This window comes from Streptomyces sp. NPDC002206 (genome assembly GCF_053593595.1).
The window spans coordinates 1-19,589 of record NZ_JBSFCW010000036.1 but is presented as its reverse complement, the minus strand read 5'-3'; the positions used below and the strand labels follow the sequence as shown (position 1 = coordinate 19,589).

The 19,589-nt window shown below is 70.3% G+C and carries 18 protein-coding genes and 4 pseudogenes; 9 read left to right on the top strand and 13 right to left on the bottom strand.

Annotated features, from left to right (window positions below; translation table 11 throughout):
* Window positions 1-74: 74 nt before the first annotated feature.
* The 3 genes from ACWCP8_RS35195 to ACWCP8_RS35185 form a co-directional block, all read right to left on the bottom strand.
* Window positions 75-1,085, bottom strand: coding sequence for a GlxA family transcriptional regulator (locus ACWCP8_RS35195; RefSeq protein WP_451120370.1), 1,011 nt, complete (start codon window positions 1,083-1,085; stop codon window positions 75-77).
* A 41-nt stretch (window positions 1,086-1,126) separates the two neighbouring features.
* Window positions 1,127-2,191 (bottom strand): GlxA family transcriptional regulator, encoded by a 1,065-nt coding sequence (locus tag ACWCP8_RS35190; protein WP_451120368.1) that lies wholly within the window; start codon window positions 2,189-2,191, stop codon window positions 1,127-1,129.
* A 234-nt stretch (window positions 2,192-2,425) separates the two neighbouring features.
* Entirely contained in the window at window positions 2,426-2,689 is a 264-nt protein-coding gene (locus ACWCP8_RS35185; RefSeq protein ID WP_451120366.1) for a hypothetical protein, read from the bottom strand.
* Between the two features lie 379 nt (window positions 2,690-3,068).
* On the opposite strand from ACWCP8_RS35185, the gene ACWCP8_RS35180 reads away from it, so the two are divergent.
* The 4 genes from ACWCP8_RS35180 (at window position 3,069) to ACWCP8_RS35165 (ending at window position 8,497) form a co-directional block, all read left to right on the top strand.
* Entirely contained in the window at window positions 3,069-4,298 is a 1,230-nt protein-coding gene (locus tag ACWCP8_RS35180) for a serine hydrolase domain-containing protein (protein WP_451120364.1), read from the top strand.
* 218 nt (window positions 4,299-4,516) lie between these two features.
* Complete coding sequence (locus ACWCP8_RS35175; RefSeq protein WP_451120362.1) at window positions 4,517-5,299, top strand: ABC transporter ATP-binding protein; 783 nt, start codon at window positions 4,517-4,519, stop codon at window positions 5,297-5,299.
* Entirely contained in the window at window positions 5,299-7,872 is a 2,574-nt protein-coding gene (locus ACWCP8_RS35170) for an FtsX-like permease family protein (protein WP_451120360.1), read from the top strand. The genes ACWCP8_RS35175 and ACWCP8_RS35170 overlap by 1 nt, the downstream gene beginning before the upstream one ends.
* 340 nt (window positions 7,873-8,212) lie before the next feature.
* Window positions 8,213-8,497 carry a hypothetical protein gene (locus ACWCP8_RS35165; RefSeq protein ID WP_352271194.1) on the top strand — a complete coding sequence of 95 codons (285 nt, stop codon included), beginning with the start codon at window positions 8,213-8,215 and terminating at the stop codon, window positions 8,495-8,497.
* A 23-nt stretch (window positions 8,498-8,520) separates the two neighbouring features.
* On the opposite strand, the gene ACWCP8_RS35160 is transcribed toward ACWCP8_RS35165, so the two are convergent.
* Together ACWCP8_RS35160 and ACWCP8_RS35155 are read right to left on the bottom strand one after the other, a co-directional pair.
* On the bottom strand, window positions 8,521-9,336 hold the full coding sequence (locus ACWCP8_RS35160) for an alpha/beta fold hydrolase (protein ID WP_382845028.1): 816 nt from the start codon (window positions 9,334-9,336) through the stop codon (window positions 8,521-8,523).
* A gap of 154 nt (window positions 9,337-9,490) precedes the next feature.
* Window positions 9,491-10,156 (bottom strand): DUF4097 family beta strand repeat-containing protein, encoded by a 666-nt coding sequence (locus tag ACWCP8_RS35155; protein ID WP_451120358.1) that lies wholly within the window; start codon window positions 10,154-10,156, stop codon window positions 9,491-9,493.
* A gap of 238 nt (window positions 10,157-10,394) precedes the next feature.
* Here ACWCP8_RS35155 and ACWCP8_RS35150 point away from each other — a divergent pair, with 238 nt between their 5' ends.
* Together ACWCP8_RS35150 and thpR are read left to right on the top strand one after the other, a co-directional pair.
* Complete coding sequence (locus tag ACWCP8_RS35150) at window positions 10,395-11,150, top strand: helix-turn-helix domain-containing protein (protein WP_451120356.1); 756 nt, start codon at window positions 10,395-10,397, stop codon at window positions 11,148-11,150.
* 450 nt (window positions 11,151-11,600) lie between these two features.
* On the top strand, window positions 11,601-12,197 hold the full coding sequence (gene thpR, locus ACWCP8_RS35145; RefSeq protein ID WP_451120354.1) for an RNA 2',3'-cyclic phosphodiesterase: 597 nt from the start codon (window positions 11,601-11,603) through the stop codon (window positions 12,195-12,197).
* A gap of 222 nt (window positions 12,198-12,419) precedes the next feature.
* On the opposite strand, the gene ACWCP8_RS35140 is transcribed toward thpR, so the two are convergent.
* From ACWCP8_RS35140 to ACWCP8_RS35125, 4 genes are all read right to left on the bottom strand, one after another.
* Window positions 12,420-13,211, bottom strand: a complete 792-nt coding sequence (locus ACWCP8_RS35140) for an ABC transporter permease (protein ID WP_382845017.1) — start codon at window positions 13,209-13,211, stop codon at window positions 12,420-12,422.
* Window positions 13,208-14,191, bottom strand: coding sequence for an ATP-binding cassette domain-containing protein (locus ACWCP8_RS35135; RefSeq protein ID WP_451120352.1), 984 nt, complete (start codon window positions 14,189-14,191; stop codon window positions 13,208-13,210). The genes ACWCP8_RS35140 and ACWCP8_RS35135 overlap by 4 nt, the downstream gene beginning before the upstream one ends.
* A 103-nt stretch (window positions 14,192-14,294) precedes the next feature.
* Window positions 14,295-15,137, bottom strand: coding sequence for a DUF4097 family beta strand repeat-containing protein (locus ACWCP8_RS35130; protein WP_356007014.1), 843 nt, complete (start codon window positions 15,135-15,137; stop codon window positions 14,295-14,297).
* Between the two features lie 82 nt (window positions 15,138-15,219).
* Window positions 15,220-15,738: a toxin-antitoxin system HicB family antitoxin gene (locus tag ACWCP8_RS35125; protein WP_451120350.1), complete on the bottom strand. Its 519-nt coding sequence runs from the start codon at window positions 15,736-15,738 to the stop codon at window positions 15,220-15,222.
* Window positions 15,739-16,213: 475 nt separating this feature from the next.
* Here ACWCP8_RS35125 and ACWCP8_RS35120 point away from each other — a divergent pair.
* Together ACWCP8_RS35120 and ACWCP8_RS35115 are read left to right on the top strand one after the other, a co-directional pair.
* Window positions 16,214-16,413 (top strand): annotated as a pseudogene (locus ACWCP8_RS35120) (IS5/IS1182 family transposase); the annotation flags it as partial.
* Window positions 16,405-16,572: pseudogene (locus ACWCP8_RS35115) on the top strand (TetR family transcriptional regulator); the annotation flags it as partial. The pseudogenes ACWCP8_RS35120 and ACWCP8_RS35115, both read left to right, overlap by 9 nt.
* Window positions 16,573-16,752: 180 nt before the next feature.
* Here ACWCP8_RS35115 and ACWCP8_RS35110 read toward each other — a convergent pair.
* Together ACWCP8_RS35110 and ACWCP8_RS35105 are read right to left on the bottom strand one after the other, a co-directional pair.
* Window positions 16,753-17,181, bottom strand: a complete 429-nt coding sequence (locus tag ACWCP8_RS35110) for a nucleoside deaminase (protein WP_352271208.1) — start codon at window positions 17,179-17,181, stop codon at window positions 16,753-16,755.
* Window positions 17,178-18,042: pseudogene (locus tag ACWCP8_RS35105) on the bottom strand (LLM class flavin-dependent oxidoreductase). The gene ACWCP8_RS35110 and the pseudogene ACWCP8_RS35105 overlap by 4 nt, the downstream one beginning before the upstream one ends.
* 94 nt (window positions 18,043-18,136) lie before the next feature.
* On the opposite strand from ACWCP8_RS35105, the gene ACWCP8_RS35100 reads away from it, so the two are divergent.
* On the top strand, window positions 18,137-18,637 hold the full coding sequence (locus tag ACWCP8_RS35100) for an Lrp/AsnC family transcriptional regulator (RefSeq protein ID WP_352271212.1): 501 nt from the start codon (window positions 18,137-18,139) through the stop codon (window positions 18,635-18,637).
* Window positions 18,638-18,740: 103 nt separating this feature from the next.
* Here the strand turns inward: ACWCP8_RS35100 and ACWCP8_RS35095 are convergent, their stop codons facing one another.
* Together ACWCP8_RS35095 and ACWCP8_RS35090 are read right to left on the bottom strand one after the other, a co-directional pair.
* Entirely contained in the window at window positions 18,741-19,013 is a 273-nt protein-coding gene (locus ACWCP8_RS35095; RefSeq protein ID WP_352271213.1) for a hypothetical protein, read from the bottom strand.
* Window positions 19,014-19,391: 378 nt separating this feature from the next.
* Window positions 19,392-19,589: pseudogene (locus tag ACWCP8_RS35090) on the bottom strand (pyridine nucleotide-disulfide oxidoreductase); the annotation flags it as partial.

Genomic DNA, 19,589 nt, shown 5'->3' with positions numbered 1-19,589 from the left:
CCTTGGCCCGTTCAGCGGTAAGTACGGCCGAACATGAGGGCAGGCCGGAAGAAAATGAAGAAAATAGGGGGCGGTCAGTGGGCTTGCGCCGTGGCCGAGTGGGCCGTGAAGGTGGTCCTGAACCGCGCCCGGTACGTGCCCGGGGCGACACCGCGTTCCCGCTGGAAGGCACGGCGCAGGGTTTCCTCGGAGCCGAACCCGGAGCGGCGGGCCACGACGTCCAGCGGGTCGGTGCCGGACTCGAGCAGCCCCTGCGCCGCCTCGATACGGATCTGCTCCACAAAACGGATCACGGTCATCCCGGTCTCGGCCCGAAAGAGCCGGGTGAGCTGGCGCACGCTCACGCCGGCCCGGCCTGCCACGGTCTGAAGGCTGTGATCGGCGGCGGGATCCGCCGTGACATCGTCCATCACCTGCCGCACCACCTGGTGACGGGGCTGCCGGGCCGCCTGGCGGACGCTGAACTGTGACTGGCCGCCCGACCGGGCCATGAAGACCACCAGATACTTCGCCGCCGCACGCGCCACCTGGGGGCCGAAGTCCTCCTCCACCAGCGACAGCGCCAGATCGATACCGGAGGTGACCCCGGCGGAGCTGATGAGATGACCGTCCCGCACGAAGATGGAGTCGGGATCGACCTGGATGCAGGGGAAGTACCTGGCCAGGTCGCCGGCCAGGCACCAGTGCGTGGCCGCCCGGCGCCCGTCCAGCAGTCCTGTGGCCGCCAGAGGGAACGCGCCGGCACATACCGAGGCCACCCGGCGGGAGAACCCGGCCAGACGGCTGATCCCGGCGATGAGGGAGGCGTCGGACACCGCCGCCCGCCAGTCGGAGCGGCCGGGGATGATCAGGGTGTCAATTGTGCCGGTGAACTCCTCCAGGGCCACGTCCGCCGCCAGCCGCGCACCCGCCGTGGTCACCACCTCCTGCCCATCGCACGAGGCGGTCAGCAACCGGTAGCGGGCGCCCTGGTCGTTGGCCGCGGCGAACACCTCCAGCGGCCCGGTGACGTCCAGCAACTGAACGCAGTCGAACAGCACCATCACCACCAGGTGCGGCCTGCTCAGCCCGCTTCGCCCATCCATGGGAAAATTCTCCGCCTGACCTCATATACGGGGCAAGGCGGTCACCAACCCGTTGCCGGGCCACCGGGCACTGCGCCGGCGGGGCCGGGCGGCGTCCTGGGGCATTCCGGCTGCGTGGTACGGAAACGCGCACGGTAGGCGCCGGGGGTAATTCCGAATTCGCGTTGAAACGCACGGCGCAGCGTTTCCGCGGATCCGAATCCGCTCCTGCGGGCGACCGTGTCCAACGGGTCGGTGCCCGACTCGAGCATGCCCTGCGCCGCCTCCAGGCGGATCTGCTCGACGAACCGGGCGGCCGTGGTGCCGGTCTCCTGGCGGATCAGCCGGGTCAGGTGGCGCACGCTGACGCCCGCCCGTGCCGCCAGCGCGCCCAGCCGGTGATCCACATGGGGAGCGGCCGTCACAGCGTCCAGCACCGCGCGGACCGTCGCGCTGCGGCAGTACCGTGCGCGCAGCCGGACACTGAACTGGGACTGGCCGCCCGGCCGGGCCATGAAGACCACCAGATCCTTCGCCGCAGCCCGCGCCGCCTCGGGCCCCAGGTCCTCCTCCACCAAGGACAGCGTCAGGTCGATGCCTGCCGTCACTCCCGCCGAGGTGACGATCCGTCCGTCACGGATGAAAATCGCATCACGGTCCACGTGCACCGAGGGATAGTAGGCGGCCAACTGATCGGCCAGCCGCCAGTGAGTGGCCACACGGCACCCGTCCAGCAGGCCCGCCGTCGCCAGCGGAAAGGCTCCCGCGCACAGGGAGGCCACCCGGCAGGCCGAGCGGGCCAGCCGCGTCAACTCCTCGATCAGCCCGCGGTCTTCCACGGCCACGCGCCAGTCCGGGCGGCCGGGAACCATGAGCGTGCCGATCCGCCCGGACCACTCCTCAAGCACCCCATCGGCGGCAAGCCGCAACCCGGAGGTCGTCCGCACCTCCTTACCGCCGGGAGAGACCGCAACAACCCGGTAGCAGCCCCCGTGCTCGTTGGCGGCCGCCAGAACATCCAACGGCCCCGTCACATCCAGCGCCTGCACCCCGTCATAGAGGACCATCACCACAGGATGCGTGTGCAGGCAGCCCTCCGCGCCGGCCCGGCCGTTCAACGTGCTCATACCTGCCAGCCTCCGGCCCACCCGCCGCCAGGAGCAAGGACCGGTCCCCCACACATCCGGCCATCGCCCACGAGCGGGCGAAACGGTGGGATTCCGGGCCGGGCAGACTCCGGGGTTCATCCGAGCTGCGGATGAGCTCGGCCGGCGTGCCGACGCCGCCCGCACGGGAGCGGTAGGTGTGCATCAGTGCGTCAATGTGTGACTGGACCTTCAGCAGGGCCAGTTGGCGCTGCATCACCGCGCCGCCACCGCGACATCGGGTGCCACAGCCGTGTACCGGTTGCCGGCCGCATGGTCCTGTCTGGTCACGAGGCCGATTGCTGCCAGGCCGGACAGGTCCGTGGCCGCGGCCTGCGCCGTCAGGGCCAGGATGCCGGCGAGCTGTTCGAAGTGCTTGCCGCCAGACGCCGGCAGCATCAGGCAGATCCTCTCCTGCATCTGTGAGAGGCCCAGCGCGGCAACAACGGGTTCCGCTTCCTGACCGGTCCCCTGGTCCATCACGTTGACTTGCCCGCTTGCCTTCCCCGTTCGGCTCGCTGTCGCTGACAGGACACGCCTGGCCCGGCCCTGGCCCCCTTTCCCGGTGCCCGCCCGCACGGCCCGACGGGCTGCCGGGATCCTCGGCGCACCGGTTCCACTGCTGCGGCCCGAACCGGCTCACGTCGGCCGCCACGACCGGCCCCGCATACCGCCGGCAGGGCTGCGCCGGGTGGCGGCGGCTCTCGGCCGGCGGACGGAGCAGCATGCTCCCCTCCCCCACAGGGTGGAGCCCGTGGGTGGTCCGAGGGACGGACGTCTTTGGTCCTGGCCGCACACAGGCTGGTGACATACCGATCCGCCGACGCGGAAAAAGAACCTGCCTCCTGGAGCTACTTTCATGACCCGTGACGCCACCACTCCTGCGCGCCCGACACGCCGGCGCGGCAGGTGGGTCGCCCCCCTGTGTGCCGCGAGCGCGGCCGCAGCCGTCCTTGCACCCGGCGCCACCGCCTTCGCCGCCGGCCATCACACGGCCCCCTCACACACAGCGGCCCCTCACACGGCACAGGGCCGCCCCTGGGCTGCCGGCCATGCCGTCCAGCAGGCCGTCCGCCAGCTGACCGAGGCAGGTCTGCCCGGAGCGATCGCCCTCGTCCGAGACCACGGCCGCACCGCAACCGCCGCGGCCGGCTACGCCGACCTGGCGACCAAGAGGCCCATGACCAGCGCGGACCATCTGCGCATCGGTAGCAACACAAAGGCGTTCACCGCCACCCTGGTGCTGCAGTTGGCGGCCGAAGGCCGCCTCGGCCTGGACGACACCGTGCAGCAGCTCCTGCCGGGCATCATCAAAGGCGGCGACCACATCACCGTGCGCCAGCTGCTCAACCACACCAGCGGCCTGTACCCCTTCGACCAGGACCCGGCCTTCGCCACCCCCTACCTGCACGGCGACGCCGGATACTACCGATCACCGCACCAGCTGGTGGCGTTGGCAAACGCCCATGCACCGCTGTTTACGCCCGGCACGAAGTTCTCCTACTCCAACACCAACTACATCCTGCTGGGCCTGATCATCGAAAAGGTCACCCACCACTCCTACAAGCAGGAACTCAACCGCCGCATCATCCAACCCCTCGGGCTGCGCGACACCAAACTCCCCGTCCGCTCCCTGAAGGTCCAAAAGCCGGCCGCGCACGGATACCTCATCAACCAACCCGGCCACGCGCCCAAGGACATCACCTCCGCCATCAGCCCCTCCACCACCTGGGCGGCGGGCGCACTGACCTCGACCGTCAACGATCTGGCCCGCTTCGACAGGGCCCTGCTCACCGGCAAGCTCCTGCCCAAGGCCCAGCTGAACGACATGATGAAGGCCGGTCCCTACAAGGTCGATCCCGCCGATCCGACCAAGGGCTACGGACTGGGCCTGGAAAAAATCCAGCTGTGCGGCGTCACCATGTGGGGCCACACCGGGACCGTCCTGGGAACCCAGACCAACGCCTTCACCAGCGCCGACGGCACCCGGCAACTGGTGCTGACCGCCAACGCCGACCCGGACACCTGGAATGCCGGCCAGGTCTCCGCCTGGCTCACCACCGCACGCAAGACGCTCTGCGTCAGGTGAATTGCATGGCTTGAAGGGCCCCTTCCCTTCCCACAGTGACCACCATCAGCAGCCGCGCGCTATGAGCAGGCGCAACGGCCACGGCCCAAGGACCTGCCGCCGCAGTGGACTTCGGCGCGGGCTTCATTTGCACGGCTGAGGAAACGGCGCTCTGCCCGGCATGCAATGGGAGGCGGGTCCGCCCCCGGTAGCCGGCCGTGAACCGATCGGATGAGGAGATGAAGCACATGAGCCGCTGGAGTCGGCAGCCGCGCAGCGCGGCGGGCGAGGGCGACATCGCGGTCCGGCTGCGCGAGGTGACCAAGCGTTATGGGAAGGGCCCGCAGGCGGTTTTGGCGCTGGACCGCCTCAGCGCGGACATTGCCCGTGGCACCTTCACCGCGGTCATGGGGCCCTCCGGGTCGGGCAAGAGCACCTTCCTGCACTGCGCGGCGGGACTGGACCGTCCCACCTCCGGCTCGGTGCGGCTGGGCTCCACCGAACTGTCCCAGCTGAAAGAGACGCCGCTTGCGAGGCTGCGTCGCGCCAGGATGGGGTTCGTCTTCCAGGCGTTCAATCTGCTGCCGTCGCTCACGGTGATGCAGAACATCACGCTGCCGCTACGGCTGCAGGGCCGCCGGGCGGATGGGGAGTGGCTCGGGGAGATCGTCGCCAGGATGGACCTGAGCGATCGTCTGGGCCATGTTCCGGCCGAACTGTCCGGCGGTCAGCAGCAGCGGGTCGCGATCGCCCGCGCCCTGGTGACCCGCCCTGAAGTCATTTTCGCCGACGAGCCGACCGGCTCTCTGGATCCTGAAACCGCACGGGACATCCTGGGCCTGCTGCGCCAGGCCGTCACCGACTTGCGGCAGACGGTGGTGATGGTGACGCATGACCCCGTCGCCGCCGCCCATACCGACAGCGCCGTCTTCCTTGCACAGGGGCGCATCGTGACCGATCTGGCCTCTCCGACCGCCGACCGGGTGGCGGCCGCGATGGCCGGTCTGCGCAAGGCCGCCTGATGCTCGTCCTCGCCCTGAAGACCCTCGCCACCCGCAAGGGCAGCCTCATCGGCACCTTCGTGGCGTTGTTCCTGGGATCTGCGGTGCTCAGCGTGTGCGGAATCCTGCTGGAATCGGGGTTGCGCACGTCCCAACCGCCCGAGCGGTACGCGGCCGCCGACGTCGTGGTCGCAGGCCGCCAGGAGGCGCACAGCCCGCGCCCGGCCGGCAAGAGCAAGGCCGCCATGGCCCAGCCGCTGGTGGAGCGGGTCCCCGTGGCGGCGGATGTCGCCCGGCGCCTGGCGGCGGTTGCGGGGGTGGGCAGCGTGGTCACGGACATCGGCGTGCCCGCGCGGGTGATCGGACCCGGCGGCATCGTGCTGCCCGGGGCGAACGGAGCCCCTTCCACGGGGCACAACTGGTCCAGCACCCGGATGGGCCCCTACACGCTGCTCTCCGGGCGGGCACCGGTCGGAGACCACCAGGTGGTGCTCGACGAAAAGCTCGCCCAGCGGGCCCAGGTGGCTGTGGGCGACACTGTGTCGCTGATGACCCGGTCGAGGCCGCAACGCTTTGGCGTCACAGGTGTTGTCGCCCTGCACGGTGTGTCCTCACCGCGGCGGTCCGTCGTCTTCTTCTCCGACGATCTGACCAAGCGTCTGGCGGCACGGGACGGTGTCGTGGACGCCGTCGGGGTGCTGGCGGCTCCCGGAAGCAGCACCAAGCAGCTGGCCGGCACCGTCGCGGCCGCGCTCGGTGACCAGCACTTGGCCGTGTACCGGGGTCAGGACCGGGGCCAGGCCGAGTTCCTGGACGTGGCCGCCACGGGTTCCACGCTGGTCCTCGTGGCATCTGCGGTCGCCGGGAACATCTTTTTGGTCACCGTCTTCGTGGTGACCAGCACTCTGTCGCTGGCGATGGCGCACCGCCGCCGCGAGACGGCTTTGCTGCGGGCGGTGGGAGCAACTCCTGGCCAGATCCGTCGCATGATGACGGCCGAAGCGCTGGTGGTGGCGTTCGTGGGAGGACTGCTGGGCTGGCCGGTCGGTGTGGCCGTGGTGCACGGGATGCGGGACCGGCTGGCCGTGCACGGTTTCGTTCCACCCGATTTCCAGCCGGTGATCGGGCCTCTGTCCGCCGCAGGCGCTGTGGTGATGACGGTGCTGACCGCCTCCACAGCCGTCCTCGTCGCCGCCAGACGCGCCAACCGCATCCGGCCGATCGAGGCGCTGGGTGAAGCCGCCCTGGAGCGGCCGGACCTGGGCAAGGGCCGTCTGATCACCGGATGTGTGCTGGCTGCCGGTGCCGTCGCGGTCTTCGTCACGGGTCTGACTCGCGGCGGCGACTTCACCGCCCTGGTCGGGCTCGCCAACTCGCTCGTCCTCGTCATGGTGATCACAGCGGCCGTCCTGGGGCCGCTGATGGCGCGGATGTCGCTGCTCGTGCTGGCACCGCTTCTGAGAACGTCCAAGGTCACCGGCTATCTGGCCGCGGCCAACCACCGCGCCCACCTGCGCCGCCTCGCCGCGGCCGTCACCCCGCTGATCCTGGCCGTGTCCTTCGCCGCAACCGTGGTCTTCGCCCAGACCACCGCTGTGCAGGCCGCCCGCGAGCAGATGCGTGACGGCATGGTCGCCAGCCACGTACTGACGGCGGCCGAGGGTGTGGCGCCGGACGTCGCCGACGAGGTGCGCCGCCTGCACGAGGTGAAAAGCGCGACCGGTGTGGTGAGAACCACCGTCGTCGCCACCCCCGCCCACACGGGAGGCGAACCGGTGGCCCTCAGTGCCCAGGGTGTGGATCCCACCGCCCTGGGCGCCACGATGGATCTGAAGCCGCGCGCAGGCAGACTGGACCGTCTCAACCGCAACACCATCGCCCTCAGCGCGGTTGCCTCGTCCGAGCTGGGGCGGGGCCTTGGCGACCGAGTGCGCCTGCAACTGGGAGACGGAACATCGCTCTCCCCCACCGTGGTCGCCGTCTACGAACGCGGCATGGGCTTTGCGGATATCACCTTCGACCACGACCTGCTGCTGGCGCACACGACGTCCCACCTGGACGCATCCGTGCTCGTGCGGACGGTGACGGATGCGGATGCGCACGGCACGGCGGCGGCGCTGGCCCACGTGGCCGGACGCTACCCCGGCACTGCGGTGCAGGATCCTGGCGCCGCCGGTGAACAGATGCGGCAGCAGGAAGCCAACGCCTGGGTCAATTACCTGCTGGCCGCCCTGACCCTCGTATACGCGGGAGTGACGGTGGCCAACACTCAGATGATGAACACGGCTGCACGGCGCCGGGAGTTCGCCCTGCTGCGGCTGGGCGGCACGACCGCGACCCAGGTGATGCGGATGATGCGGTGGGAAAGCCTCGCCGTGGTCCTCGCCGGAGTGGGTATCGGCACACTGGCCTCCGTCCCCGCGCTGGTGCTGGTCTCCCTCGCCCTCACCAACAGCCCCTGGCCGACCGTTCCCCCCCTGGTCTATCTGGTCATCGCGGGAGGAACCGCCGCGCTCACGGTCACGGCAGCTCTACTTCCCACGCGGGCCGTGCTGCGCACCCCGCCCATGGAGGCGATCGGCCCGAAGGAGTAGCGGCCGGGGTGGGGTGCCCCCGGATGAGTCCCGCCCTGCCGGGCCGCGCGGCGCCGGCTGGTACAGGCCACCCGACGGCGACGGCGACCGTGGCAGGTGAGCGGGGTGCGGGTGTGCGCCGGACTGCTTGAACAGCTCTGCGCTGTGGTGGGTGCCCCGCAACGCCAGGTGCGGCCGTCGTCCGGCGTGCGGGCACCGGAGCAGTGCCGGAAGCCGCCATTCGGATCACCGATGAGGGTCCTTCCGGTGATTGCGGCACGCTTCGCGCACACCGCACGTCCTGCGGCGGGTATGCCGTCTTCGCAGAAGGCAGCCCAGCGATCCAGTCAGGAGATCAGCCATGTATGCAGTGGTTCGGCGGTACGAAGGGGTAACCGATCCGGCCGAGGCGGGGCGCCAGGTGAACGAGGGGTTCCTGCCGCTCCTCCGCCAGGTCCAAGGCTTCGTGGCCTATTACTGGGTCGATGCCGGGGGCGGGGTGATGGTCTCGACGAGTGTCTTTCAGGACCCGGCCGGCGCCGAGGAATCGACCGATCGGGCGGCGGATTTCGTACGGGACCGCCTCGCCTCCCTGTTCCCCAGCCCTCCCCAGGTCACGGCCGGCGAGGTCGTGGCCCATGCGTAACGGCCTGCCGGAAAGCCGTGTCTTCAGCGCCCCCCGCGGTCGAGGGCGGCGACCTCGCGTACGGCCTCGGCGATGGCCGGGAAGTCCTTCTTGAGGATCGCACCGTGGTTGCTGGCGACCTTCGCGCCGATCTGGATGTTCGGGTTGTGGGCGGTCACCGCATCGAGGCTGGTGCGTATGCGTTCCTGCTCATCGCCGCGGCTTCCGAAGGACGTCCCCGAAGCGACCACATACCGCACCGGGACGGTGATGTTGTCCAGCACGGGGCCCAGCTCGCGCTCGCGGGAGAGCCTGCCGAGCTCGATGTTGCTGTTCGCCTGCTGTTCGGCGGTCATCCGCGGGGCCAGGCCCGTCGGGCGCAGCAGCGGCAGGAACCAGCTCATCCGCCTAAACAGCTTCCGGATCCGCTGCTCCATGGCCTCGTCGAGCCAGTCGTACGGGAACGCGCCGTCGACCAGGACCGCGCCCAGGGCACGCTCCGGATTCCGGCCGGCCCAGTGCGCCCCGACGAACGCCCCGTAGGACCAGCCCACCAGCAGCGCCCGGTCCACACCCCTGGCCGCGAGTACGGCATCGACGTCCCGGACGGCTGCCTGGAAGGAATAGTCCGCCGACCGCTTCGATTTGCCGCGGGCCCGCTCGTCGTAGGTGATGTGCCGCCACCCTGTCCCCAGTTCGGCGATGACGCGCCGCCAGTACCCCTGGGTGGCGAACTGGCCGTTGAGGTAGAGCACCGGGATCCCGGGACCGCCGGTGTCGGTGACGGCCAGGGCCGTGTCGTGGACCGGCACCATGCCGGTCCACTTCGAACCGGTCGAGGAAGTGCTGTTCTTCGCCATGTGTTCCCCCTGGTCGCGTGAGGCGTCTTGTACGGCTTGTCCAGGCCCGGCACGTGGATCGCGGGCCCCTTGGGACGAACGGCCGCGTCCTCGGCGACGACCGATGGGTTCTCGATCGCGGTGGGCCCGGCCGGATCGTCCTGGTTCTGCTCCGTCAGAGGCTGCGGGCGGTGATGTCGCCGCGGGAGGTGGTGGCACGGATGTCGAGTTCGGCGGTGCCATCGTTCTTGAGGGCGTTGCTGACGCGGCCGTGGTCGGTGCCGGCGTCCAGGGCGGCCGAGACGCCGGCGGCGGCGGCGACCGAAATGTTGCCGGACCGGGTGCGGAGCACGACCGTGCCGCGCACGGCCTCGGTGATCCGGATGTCGCCCCTTGCGGTGCTGATCTCCGCGGGGCCGCCCAGCCGGCCGACCTCGACGTCGCCGTCGATCGCAGTGAGGCGGACGCTCGCGGCCTCGTCGATCTTGATCTGGCGGTACGCGCCTTCGAAGGCGATGTCGCCGAGGCGTCCGACGCCGCGGAGCTCGGCGCCGGCGGCCTTGGCCTCGATGCGGGAGCCGGCCGGCAGCTGGACGGTGACCTCCAGGGATCCGGAGGGGCCGAAGAGCTGGTTGTCGGGGGCCGGGGCCGTGATCCGCAGGACGCCGTCGGCGTAGGCGACGGCTGTCTGCTCAGCGGTCTTGGTGTCGCGGCTCTTGGAGGGGTTGGCGGGCCGGACCTCGACGGTGGTGTCGGCGCGGTCTGCGGCGATGAACTGGATGCGTCCGGCGGGGATGTCCAGGACGGCGGAGATCGGGGCGGGGGTGTCGAACTTCTGCATCGTGCTCTCCCATGCTCGCTCGTTGTTTCTGACACAGGAAACGCTACGTTGCTTTCAAGAATCCGACAACATACCCGTTGCGCAGAATTGACATCAACGCAGGTAGACACCGGGTAACTGTTGCAACGGTCTTGAAGGGAACGCAACGACAATCACTCTGATCATTGCAATGGATGAGAAGTGAACGCTATAGTGAGGGGGTCAGGGACCGCCACGAAGGATCACCAGGGAGATCGCGATGCCGGGAGGCAGACTCACCCAGCAGGAACGCCAGCAGATCGCGCTGGGGCTGGCCGACAGCCTCCCCTACGCCGAGATCGCCCGGCGCCTGGACCGTCCGACCTCGACGATCACCCGTGAGGTGATGCGCAATGGCGGCCCCACCGCCTACCGCGCCGACCTGGCCCACCGCGCCACCGAACGCCGCGCCCACCGGCGCAGGCCCGCCTCCTCCCCAGGGCCGGAGTCAGTGCCCCAGCCGCACGGGCGCGACGCCGGGGCCGTGGCCGAGTACGAGGAGACGTTCACCACCGTCCTCATGGCTTCGGGCCTGACCAAGATGACGGCCCGGGTGCTGACCTGCCTGTTCACCACCGACGCGGGCAGCCTCACCGCGTCCCAGCTCGCCCAGCGCCTCCAGGTCAGCCCGGCGTCCATCTCCAAAGCGATCGCCTTCCTGGAGAGCCAGAGCCTCGTCCGCCGAGAACGCGACGAACGCCGCCGCGACCGCTACGTCGTCGACGACGAACTCTTCTACCAGGCGACGATCGCCAGCGCCCGGTCCAACGACCAGCTCGTCGAAACCGCACGCCAAGGCGTCGCCGTCCTCGGCCCCCACACCCCCGCCGCCACCCGCCTGGAGAACATCGCCCGCTTCCTCGACTTCATCAGCGAAAGCATCACCCGCGCCGCCGAACAGGCCCGCGAAGTCCTCCACACCAAACCCGCAACAACCTCGAACGACACCGCCCGACCAAGCCCGGACCACGGATAGACAGCCGTCTCGATCGTCACAGCGATGAGACGAAGCCGGCTGCGTCCTCGGGGAACCGTGGGGTTCCACCACGGCGGCCGTCCGCGACAGCGCGCGGTTTCGATGTGGCGGGAGGTCAGATGGGCTTCAGCTGCGTGCGCAAGGCCCCCTCCGGGCGGCACGATCCCCTTGCTGCCCGTCCAATGACCCGGACGAAGCTGCCTTGCCCACGAGCAACTCCACCGCCCGACGGGTTTGATGTGGTCCGTCGTCCAGGAGCTCTTCGGCGCTGCCACCCCGGCCGGCGAAACGCGGCCCGGCGCAGGCCGGCATGCTCCTGCCCCGGTCTGTGGTTCCAGCCGCGCGGCCCTGTCGCCGCCCGCCGGAAGTGGCTTCCTCGGCATCGCGAGCGCCTCTCCTGCAGTACCCGGGCCGTCGCATCCACTACCCGGGTGCGGTACGAAGTGCGGTGTGAACGATCAGACTCAGCGCGCGACCGTTCGCGTGTTCATCGCCCTCGCCCCGCCCGACCACGCGAAAGAAGAACTGGCCCGGGAGCTGCGCCCCGCCTATGCCACGCACCCTCATATGCGGTGGAATCGCATCGAAGACTGGCACATCACCCTGGCGTTCCTCGGGGAGCTGCCGGCCGGGACAGTTCCGCTCCTGCGACCGCCTCTCGCCAACCTTGCGGCGGACCAGCAACCACTTTGTTTGGCACTACGCGGCAGCGGAACCTTCGACGACCGGGTGCTGTGGAGCGGAATCGACGGAGACCTCGATGAGCTGCACCTGCTCGCCGCCGATGTGCGTACCACCGTCAAGGACTGCGGGGTCGTCTTCGAGGATCGGCCCCTGCGCCCCCATCTGACGTTGGCCCGTGCCCGCCGGGGAGATCGGTCCTCGGCAGGAGAAATCGCCGAAGGGTTCGCCGGCTTCACCGGACGCCGATGGGCTGCCGAACGTCTGCACCTGGTCGGCAGCAACGTCGGCCGTAGCCGCGGACCGATCCACTACCGCGACATCGAGGCTTGGCCCCTCGGCAACGGGAACTCCACCGGTTCGTGAACGAACCAACGGGGACCTGGGCAAACGTGATCGCCTCGGGGGCTCCCTGAGAACTCGCGCATCAGGCGCCGGGTGATCACGGCACCGTGGCGGCGCGGGCCGGCAGGCAGCGGAGGACGCCGACGGGGCGGCGTACGCCGACGCGGTGCCGGAGTACGCCGCCCTGGAGTGGGACGAGCTGGGGGCGGTGGCCCGCAAGGCTGCTGTCCGGTCCCTCTCCCGCTACTTCGGGTCGCGGTTGAACAGCGACTTGCACCAGAAGTAGCCGAGCACGGCCAGCCCCAGGCACCAGACGATGGTGATCCACCCGTTGTTGCCGATCTCGGTGCCGAGCAGCAGCCCGCGCAGGGTCTCGATGGCCGGCGTGAACGGCTGGTACTCGGCGATCGGCTGGAACCACCCCGGCATCGCGTCGACCGGGACGAAGGCGCTGGAGATGAGCGGCAGGAAGACCAGCGGCAGCGCGTTGTTGCTGGCCGCCTCGGCGCTCGGGCTGACCATGCCCATCGCGACCGCGATCCAGGTGAACGCCAGGGCGAACAGCGCGAGCAGCCCGAACGCCGCGATCCACTCCAAGGCCGTGGCATCGGTGGACCTGAAGCCGATGGCCACGCCGACGGCACCGACGAGAACCACGCTGATGACCGCCTGCAGCACGCTGCCGATGACGTGTCCGATGAGCACGGAACCGCGGTGGATCGCCATCGTGCGGAAGCGGGCGATGATGCCCTCGGTCATGTCGTTGGAGACGGACACCGCGGTCCCGACCAGGGTGCCGCCAACGGTCATCAGCAAGATGCCCGGGACGAGATACGCGATGTACTGCGAGCGATCGGCGCCGCCACCACCGATGCCCGCGCTCATCACGTCGCCGAAGACGTAGACGAACAGCAGCAGCAGGACGATCGGCGTCAGCAGCAGGTTCAGGGTCAGCGACGGGTAGCGGCGCGCGTGCAGGAGGTTGCGGCGCAGCATCGTGGACGAGTCGCGGACGGCGAGGGAGAGGGTGCTCATCGGGCAGTCTCCTTGGGCTGGTTGGGGACGCTGGAGCTGGTCAGGGCGAAGAACACGTCGTCGAGGTCGGGGGTGTGCACGGTCAGTTCGTCCGCCTCGATGCCGGCGGAGTCCAGCCAGTCGAGGAGGGAGCGCAGCTCGCGCTGGCTGCCGCCGCTGGGGATGGTCAGGGACAGCGCCTCGTCGTCCCGGGTGACCTCGCGCAGCGCGACGGCGGCGCTCTGGTACGCGGTCGGGTCGGTGAAGCGGAGCCGGACGTGGCCGCCGGGGATCAGCCGCTTGAGCTCGTCGGCGCTCCCCTCGGCGGCGATCTTGCCGTCGTTCAGGACCGCGATGCGGTCGGCGAGCTCGTCGGCCTCCTCCAGGTACTGGGTGGTGAGGAAGACGGTGACGCCGCCCGTGACGAGCTCGCGGATGATTCCCCACATGTTGTGGCGGGAGCGGGGGTCGAGGCCGGTGGTGGGCTCGTCGAGGAAGATGATCCGCGGGTTTCCGACCAGGGTCATGGCGAGGTCCAGGCGGCGCTTCATGCCGCCGGAGTAGGTGGAGGCAGGCTTCTTCGCTGCCTCCACCAGGTCGAAGCGCTCCAGGAGTTCGGCTGCGACCCGCCGCCCCTCGCTGCGGGAGAGGTGGTGCAGGTCGGCCATGAGGAGCATGTTCTCCTCGCCGGTGATCAGGCCGTCGACGGCGGAGAACTGCCCGGTGACGCCGATCGCGGCCCGGACCCCGTCCGGTGACGTGGCGACGTCGTGGCCCGCGACCTGGGCCTGCCCGCCGTCGGCGGTGATGAGCGTGGACAGGATCTTCACGACGGTGGTCTTGCCGGCGCCGTTGGGTCCGAGCAGCGCGAACACCGACCCGGCCGGGATGTGCAGATCGATGCCGTCGAGGACGGTCTTGTCGCCGTACGACTTGCGCAGACCGACGGTGGAGACGGCGGCCGGCGACGGGTGACCGTCACCCTGCCTGGATGTGGGCATGACAGAAGAAGGCATGGAACCCTCCCGTTCGAAGGCTGAAGTGGCAGGGGAAGTAAGTGAGTTGAAGATGGTGCGGGGTGCGGGGTGCGGGGTGCGGAGGCGCTCAGGCCTTGGCGCGGCGGACGTCGATGTTGCCGTACCGGGTGCGGGCGCGGACCTTGACGGTGTCCTCGGTCTTCTGCGGGGTCTGGGACGCGGTGAGCGTGTTGCGCACCTGGCCGGAGCCCGAACTGACGTCGAGCCAGGCGGCCGTGCCCTCGCGGACGCCGACCTCGATGGCGCCGTAGGAGGTCTCCAACTGGACGGTGCCGCGGGCCACGTCGCCCACGCGCAGGGTGCCGTGGGCGGTGGTGGCGGTGACCGAGTCCTCGGCGCGCCGGATCTCGATGTCACCGTTGGCACCGCTCACCCGCAGCTCGCCGGTCGCGGCGCCGACGGTCGTGGTGCCGTGCGAGTTCTTCAGGACGGCGGGGCCGTCGACGAGGCCGACGCGCAGGCTGCCGGAGCTGGTGGTGATCTCGGCCATGCCCTCGACCCGGTCCACGGTGATCGAGCCGTGCGACGCGGTCAGCTGCAGCGGGCCGGTGGTGTCGAGGCGGACGTCGCCGGACGAGGTCTTCACGCGGACCTCGCCGAGCCGGCCCTCACCGAGCACCTGGACCCAGGCGCCGGTCGTGTCGATGCGCGAGCCCGTGGGCAGTTCGACCGTCACGTCGACGGTGCCGGTGCGGCCGAACAGATTGGACTTGGGCGTCCTGACCGTCAGTACGCCGCTCGCGTACGTGACCTCGGTCTGGTCGGCCGCCCGTACGTCCTGGTCCCGCTTCGGGTCGCGGGGTTGCACCTCGACGACGGTGTCGAGGCGGTCGCCTGCGGTGAACTGGATGGAACCGGCCTCCACGTGCGCCGTGGCCGAGATCGGTTCGGGAGTGTCGAAAGAAGGCATGGCTGTCCCGTCCTCTTGGGTCTTTGGGACGTCCCCGCTGGTGGGACGCGGTGTGGGTGAAGTGGTGCGGGCAGGGGCGCGGCTAGCGCACCCAGCCCGTGAAGCTCTGTCCGATGCTCTGGGTCTTCTCCGTCGTACGCGGCCGGGTGCCGCCGTCGACCGCGGCCGACACGGCGCGCACCAGCCACGCGTTGACCGACAGGCCCTCGCGGCTCGCGGCCTCCTCGGCGCGGGCCTTGAGGTGGGCCGGCAGACGCAGGTTGACGCGGGCGGTGCCGCCCTCGTCGCTGTCGGCCGGGGCCGGGGTCCTGAGCGGTTCGACGGGCTCGGCCGGCTCCGCGGGGGCGCCGCCGTCGGTGGGCGCCAATGTCACCACGAAGTCGGGGTCGAGCCCGCGCAGCCGTACGTCGACCGAGCCGGGGGCGAGTTCGCGGGTGATCTCGTCCATCGCGGCGGAGAGCACGTTGAGCATGGTCAGCCGGGTCGCCGACTCCAGGGGAGCGGTGAGCCTCTCTGCCAGCTCGCGGGCTTCTTCGCCGCCGGCTTCGGCGGCCACCGCAAGTTCGCGGCGGAGGGTGTCGATATACGGCGTGAGGTCCATGACGCCATAGTGGCACCATTATGGCTCCACGCGCAAGCAGTGCGGCGACATCTCCGGGGACGGCAGCTCACGCAATCACTCTGACCTGCGAAAACATGCTGGCGCCTGTCTGAGTGATTGTGGCGCCATGCGTGCTCATGCGCTGTTGGGAGCGCGGAATGGCACCGGGTGGCACCGGGCGACGCCGGGTGGCGCCAAGCGGTGCCACCCGGCGTCGTGTGATGCCATGCGATGCGCAAGGGGGTGGCCTGCCCCCGCCTCGCGGTCTGCCACTGGGCCGAGCCCACCCGAGGCGGCATGGTCGGGCCCGCCCCGCCCAGCCGGGGCATGTGTGAGGTCCGCGCGAGGGGCTGCGGCCCCTGCGCGCGCCCCGGACGTGCCCGGACTCGACGAGGACGACGACGAAGAGCCGGACCGACTGTCAGGAGCCGACCAAGGCATAGGTCAGCTTGGCGGCTCGTCCTTGTGGGGCTCCAGGGTCCGCGGCCCCGCCGGCCACCCGCGCACTTGGCCCGGCGCGGTCGCTGCCGACCACTCCCCCGCGTCATCCGCGCCTACCTGCGACGGCGCGGGATCAAGGCGGTCAGCCCCGAGAAGGCCGACCAGGCCGCCGGCCGCAGGAAGCACGGCCCGCGCGGCGGCCGCCCCCTCTCCTGCGAAGCTGATCTCTACCGCCGCTGGTGCGACCGCTGCGAACTCGTCCGGGCCGCCATCGTCCACATCCTGGAGAAGTACCGCCTCGACATTCCCGGCACGGGAAGCCTGCGGGAGGACATCCTCACCCTCATGCGGGAGATCAACGCCACCCGTGTCCAGCTCATCACCGTCATAAGTGGTCGACGCCGACGGCACCCTGCCCGCCATCCAGCCCGGCGTCCTCTTCGAACTACGTGTACTGGCGGCGCCCCGGAATCCGGGTCGAGGAGGGCCGGGGCCCAGCACAGGGCTGTCGCAGAAGCCGGCGATCATCGCGGCCAGGGGGAAGGGCCGGGCGACGGCCGCGGTGTCAGACGGTCATCGGTAGTACTCCTCGACCACGGCCCGCACCTCGTCGAGCAGCGCGGGGCCGTCCTGCGGCACGGGCGGCCGGCCGCTGCCCGGCCTGATGTCCTCGAGCTGTTCGTTGGACAGGGCGAACACCACCCGCCGTAGCCCCGCCCGTTGGATGACCGCCTCGCACATCTCGCACGGCTGGCAGCTGGTGTACATCGTGGTTCCCGCCGCCGTGGCCGCATCCAGCTCTTTTGCGGCCCACCTCGCCAGCTTCAGTTCCGGGTGCGCGGTGATGTCCTGGTCGGTGAGGGTCGTGTTCTGCTCCTCTGCCACAACCGTTCCGTCCGGTCCCGACAGCAGCGAGCCGAACGGCGGGTTGCCGGCCGCGCGTGCCCGGGCCGCGAGCGCGATGGCCCGCCGCAGGAGGGTGTGGTCGTCGGGTGTGGTCATGACTGCTCCGTTCGGGTGCGGGGTCGGGTGCAGGTGCGCGGCCACCGTGTCGAGTGCCTGCCAAGCCGTCTGCGGGTGGCAGGTCTCGCGGGGGTCGCCGTCGTACGGGTCGAGGACGACGGCCTCGGCACCCAGCAGCCGCAGCTGGTCGAGGTCATCCATGATCTGGTTGATCGTGCCCTCACCGGCGAGCCGGCCCGGTCCGCCGACCGGTGCGTCGGTGAGTCTGAGCGCGATCCGGGGGGCCAGGGCGGGCACGGGCAGACGTTGCTCGTGCGCGAACGCCTTCAGCCTGACCGCGGCTTCGCGCAGCCACGGCATGGTGCAGCGCAGCGGATGCCATGCGTCCCCGAGCCGCACGGCGCGGCGCAGCCCCGCGTCACTGTTGCCGCCGACCCACACAGGGATCCTCCGCTCGCCGTAGGCGGCGGTGTCCGCCCATGCTGCCCGCATGTCCCGCAGGTGCTCGTCGGTCAGTCGTCCACGCCGCTCGAACGGGACTCCGAGGGCGGCGAACTCCTGCCGTGCCCAGCCCACTCCCACGCCGAGAACCAGCCGGCCGCCGCTCAGCTCCTGCAGGTTGGCCGCCATCCGGGCGGTGAGCAGCGGGTGCCGGTAGGGAGCGATGAGGACGGTCGTGCCGAGTCGGACCCCGGTGGTGAGGCCGGCCAGCCAGGACAGGGTGGTGAAGGGCTCGTAGAAGGGTGCCGGATAGTGCTCGGCGACGTCGGGCGTGATGGCGATGTGGTCCGAGACCATCAGCAGGTCGAAGCCCAGGCCCTCCACGGTCCGGGCCCAGTTCCGAAGGACGCCCGGGTCGCTGCCGGGGCCGAAATTGAGGACGTTGACTCCGATCTTCACGCCGCCGAGCCTAGCCAGGGCGCACCGGACGCCAGAAGGGTTTCCCGCCTGTCCAGAGGCGGTTCGGCCGTGGATCCGCCGGTATTGTGGGCGGATGACCGAGAGTCTTGACGCGACGGACTGGGCGATCCTGGCCGAGGTCCAGCGGGAGGGCCGGATCGCGTTCACGGAGCTGGCGCGGCGGGTGAACCTGAGCGCGTCGGCGACGAAGGAGCGGGTGCGGCGGCTGGAGGCGGCCGAGGTGATCACGGGGTACCGGGCGGAGGTGGACCTGGAGCGGACCGGGTACGGGGTGCTCTCGGTGGTTCGGCTGAAATACCCGGGGCCGGGGACCCGGCACGAGCCGTTGCGTCGCCTGCTTGAGGAACGCCCGGAGATCCTGGAGTGCCTGCGCACCACCGGGGACGACTGCTACGTCCTCAAAGTGGCGGCCACCTCGATGGGCCACCTGGAGGAGATCGTCGACGAGCTGGCCCAGTTCGGGAGCACGACCACCAACCTCGTCCTCAGCCGGACGCTCCCGCTGCGCGGCCCGCGAGTGCCTCGGACCGGCCGCTTCGAAAAATCGCCTCCACACGGTCGGCCACAGCAGTGACGCCGGACGGCCACGGCCGTGTCAAGGTCATGATCCCAGGGACGGCAAACGGTCAGGATTCGGTGGCACAGGACACCAGCAAGGCAGCGGGGCCGCAGAGCGCCTAGAACGGCGGGCAGCCCTCGCCCGAGATCGGCACGATCGTGAACTCGCTCTCGTGAGCGTGACTGGCCGGCTCCTGGCGGACTCGGCGCTCCTGGCCGTTCGGCATGCACAGCCGGAGCTCGTCACTGTCGAGCAGGTCAAAAATCCGGCTCGTCGGGACACCGCGCAGGCTGCCGCGCCAAGCGTCAGGCCCGGCCATCAGCTCGGCCTGAACGGGGATCTGCAGATGCCCGGCGACCAGCAACGCATCGCCTTGATACCGACTCACCATGTGTCCCACAGTCCCGCCACCCCCGCACCGGGGCAACCGCACGCCCGGCACTGAGCGCCCGCTCGCTGACACAGGAACGAGGTGATGAGACTTTTCGAAACGGCCCCTGCTCGGGGCCTCCCCCCAGGCCTGCTCACCTTGGCTGTCCACCCGCACCGTGCCGAGGAGCCCTTGTCCCGGGTGGCTCGCGGTGCCGTCGTTGACGACCAGGAGCGCCCGCGCGCCCGCCGCGGCGGCCTTCGCCTGCTCCTCGATTGCGGATGGTCCGGATCCGGCTTTCCGGCTGGGCTCGCCGGCGTTGGGGAAACAACGGCCGTGCGGCGAACCGCCGGAAAGCTGCGCCACCGGTCGGGCCCGGGCGTCCCGCAGTGGCTGACTTCAGCCTCGGTGGGTTTCCAGCAGTCGCAGCCAGATTTCGCCGAGGGTGGGGAAGGCGGGGACGGCGTGCCAGAGCCGGTCGAGGGGTACCTCGCCGGCGACGGCGATGGTGGCGGAGTGCACCAGTTCCCCGACGCCGGGGCCGGCGAAGGTGACGCCCACCACGGTGTTGCGGTCGGTGTCGATGAGCATGCGGGC

Excerpts from the sequence above, each read along its gene's own strand:
- ACWCP8_RS35125 (WP_451120350.1), bottom strand. The coding sequence starts at position 15,738 with ATGGACCTCACGCCGTATATCGACACCCTCCGCCGCGAACTTGCGGTG.
- ACWCP8_RS35110 (WP_352271208.1), bottom strand. The coding sequence starts at position 17,181 with ATGACCACACCCGACGACCACACCCTCCTGCGGCGGGCCATCGCGCTC.
- ACWCP8_RS35150 (WP_451120356.1), top strand. The coding sequence starts at position 10,395 with ATGCCGGGAGGCAGACTCACCCAGCAGGAACGCCAGCAGATCGCGCTG.
- ACWCP8_RS35135 (WP_451120352.1), bottom strand. The coding sequence starts at position 14,191 with ATGCCCACATCCAGGCAGGGTGACGGTCACCCGTCGCCGGCCGCCGTC.
- ACWCP8_RS35130 (WP_356007014.1), bottom strand. The coding sequence starts at position 15,137 with ATGCCTTCTTTCGACACTCCCGAACCGATCTCGGCCACGGCGCACGTG.
- ACWCP8_RS35175 (WP_451120362.1), top strand. The coding sequence starts at position 4,517 with ATGAAGCACATGAGCCGCTGGAGTCGGCAGCCGCGCAGCGCGGCGGGC.
- ACWCP8_RS35140 (WP_382845017.1), bottom strand. The coding sequence starts at position 13,211 with ATGAGCACCCTCTCCCTCGCCGTCCGCGACTCGTCCACGATGCTGCGC.
- ACWCP8_RS35180 (WP_451120364.1), top strand. The coding sequence starts at position 3,069 with ATGACCCGTGACGCCACCACTCCTGCGCGCCCGACACGCCGGCGCGGC.
- ACWCP8_RS35095 (WP_352271213.1), bottom strand. The coding sequence starts at position 19,013 with ATGGTGAGTCGGTATCAAGGCGATGCGTTGCTGGTCGCCGGGCATCTG.
- ACWCP8_RS35160 (WP_382845028.1), bottom strand. The coding sequence starts at position 9,336 with ATGGCGAAGAACAGCACTTCCTCGACCGGTTCGAAGTGGACCGGCATG.
- ACWCP8_RS35170 (WP_451120360.1), top strand. The coding sequence starts at position 5,299 with ATGCTCGTCCTCGCCCTGAAGACCCTCGCCACCCGCAAGGGCAGCCTC.
- ACWCP8_RS35185 (WP_451120366.1), bottom strand. The coding sequence starts at position 2,689 with ATGGACCAGGGGACCGGTCAGGAAGCGGAACCCGTTGTTGCCGCGCTG.
- ACWCP8_RS35195 (WP_451120370.1), bottom strand. The coding sequence starts at position 1,085 with ATGGATGGGCGAAGCGGGCTGAGCAGGCCGCACCTGGTGGTGATGGTG.
- ACWCP8_RS35155 (WP_451120358.1), bottom strand. The coding sequence starts at position 10,156 with ATGCAGAAGTTCGACACCCCCGCCCCGATCTCCGCCGTCCTGGACATC.
- ACWCP8_RS35165 (WP_352271194.1), top strand. The coding sequence starts at position 8,213 with ATGTATGCAGTGGTTCGGCGGTACGAAGGGGTAACCGATCCGGCCGAG.
- ACWCP8_RS35190 (WP_451120368.1), bottom strand. The coding sequence starts at position 2,191 with ATGAGCACGTTGAACGGCCGGGCCGGCGCGGAGGGCTGCCTGCACACG.
- ACWCP8_RS35100 (WP_352271212.1), top strand. The coding sequence starts at position 18,137 with ATGACCGAGAGTCTTGACGCGACGGACTGGGCGATCCTGGCCGAGGTC.